This is a genomic window from Dietzia sp. DQ11-38-2, assembly GCF_014145055.1.
GTDB lineage: Bacteria > Actinomycetota > Actinomycetes > Mycobacteriales > Mycobacteriaceae > Dietzia.
The window spans coordinates 1-2,158 of the sequence record NZ_JAALDW010000398.1 but is presented as its reverse complement, the minus strand read 5'-3'; the positions used below and the strand labels follow the sequence as shown (position 1 = coordinate 2,158).

At 72.4% G+C, this 2,158-nt stretch carries 1 protein-coding gene; it reads left to right on the top strand.

The window, feature by feature from the left end:
- On the top strand, window positions 1-2,158 hold a 2,158-nt coding region (locus G6026_RS13150), incomplete at both ends, for a beta-ketoacyl synthase N-terminal-like domain-containing protein (protein WP_277815611.1).

Sequence of the window (2,158 nt, the reverse complement as noted above, 5' to 3'; positions counted from 1 at the left end):
CCGGGCGGGCCGCCGACGCCCGCCGGGACGCCCTCGCCGTGGCCTACCGGGAGATCGCGGAGACGGCCGCCGAGGAGTTCGTCGGCCGCTACGCGGACGACGTCGCCGTCGTCACCGGGGCGGGCAAGGGTTCCATCGCCGCCGCCGTCACCGGAAAGCTCCTGGCGGGAGGGGCCACCGTAGTGGCCACCACCTCCAGCCTGGACCAGTCCAAGCTGGCCTTCTTCAAGGACCTCTACCGCTCCCACGCCCGTGGCGGCGCGGTGCTGTGGGTGCTGCCGGCCAACCTCACCTCGTACTCGGACGTCGACGCCCTGGTCGAGTGGGTCGGCTCCGAGCACGCCGAGTCGGCCGGGGGACAGACCACCGTCCTCAAGGCTCCGCTCACCCCGACGCTGCTCTTCCCGTTCGCCGCCCCCCGCGTCCAGGGCTCGATGGCCGACGCCGGACCGCGGGCCGAGACCGAGATGCGCGTCCTGTTGTGGGGCGTGGAGAAGCTCGTCGCCGGCCTCGGCGCGATCGGCGCCGACACCGACGTCGACTCCCGCCTGCACGTTGTCCTGCCCGGCTCGCCCAACCGCGGGATCTTCGGCGGCGACGGGGCCTACGGCGAGGCCAAGGCCGCGCTCGACGCCATGATCGCCAAGTGGGGTTCCGAGAAGTCCTGGGCCGAGCGGGTGACGTTCGTTCACGCGATCATCGGCTGGGTCCGGGGCACCGGGTTGATGGGCCACAACGACCCGCTCGTCGAGGCCGTCGAGGCCGCGGGCGTGTCCACCTGGTCCACCACCGGGATCGCCGACGAGCTACTGGACTCGTGCACCCCGGACGTCCGCCGGGCCGCCGGCGAGGCACCCCTCACCGTCGACCTCACCGGAGGGCTCGGCTCCGCCGATCTGGACATGGCCGCGCTCGCCGCGGACCGGCCGGCGGCGACGTCCGAGACCACCACCGAGGACGCGGACGGTACCATCGCCGCCCTGCCGTCGCTGCAGACCGTCACCCCCGACGAGCGTCCCGAGTGGGGCGAGGTCACGCAGGACCTCGAGGACATGGTCGTGATCGTGGGATCCGGCGAGGTCGGCCCGTACGGCAGCGCCCGCACCCGCTTCGAGGTGGAGACCACCGGCGACCTCAGCGCCGCCGGCGTGGTCGAGCTGGCCTGGTCCACCGGACTCATCACCTGGGAGGACTCGCCGCGCGCCGGCTGGACCGTCACCGAATCCGGTGACCCGATCGACGAGGCCGAGATCGCGGAGCGGTTCCACGACGAGGTCCTCGCCCGGGTGGGCGTGCGCACCTACGCCGACGATTCGCGCGCGGAGATGTTCGACAATGCCTCGCCGCAACTGACCTCGGTGTTCCTGCCGGAGGACCTGTCCTTCGTCGTGGATGACGAGGGCCAGGCCCGCGCGTACCAGGAGGACGATCCGGAGAACACCGTCGTCACCCGAAGCGAGGACGGCGAGTGGACGGTCACCCGCAAGGCGGGCACCGAGATCCGCGTCCCCCGCCGCACCACGCTCACGCGCATCGTGGGTGGCCAGATCCCCACCGGCTTCGACCCCACGGCATGGGGCATCCCCGCCGACATGGTCTCCGGTATCGACCGGGTGGCGGCGTGGAACCTGGTGGCCACCGTGGACGCCTTCATCTCCTCGGGCTTCACCCCGGCGGAGCTGCTGGCCCACGTCCACCCGGCCGACGTCGCCAATACCCAGGGCACCGGCATGGGCGGTATGACGAGCATGCGCTCGCTCTACATCGACGGGATCCTGGGCCGCAGCCGCGCGAACGACACGCTGCAGGAGGCCCTGCCCAACGTGGTGGCCGCCCACGTCATGCAGTCCTATGTCGGCGGCTACGGCTCGATGGTCCACCCGGTGGCCGCCTGTGCCACCACCGCGGTGAGCGTCGAGGAGGGCTTCGACAAGATCCGCGCCGGCAAGGCCGAGTTCGTGGTGGCAGGCGGGTTCGACGACCTGTCCACCGAGGGCATCCAGGGCTTCGCCGACATGTCCGCCACCGCCGACTCCGCGGCGATGGCCGCCAAGGGGATCGACGAGCGGCACTACAGCCGGGCCAACGACCGGCGGCGCGGCGGGTTCGTCGAGTCGCAGGGCGGCGGCACCATCCTGCTGGCGCGCGGCGACGTCGC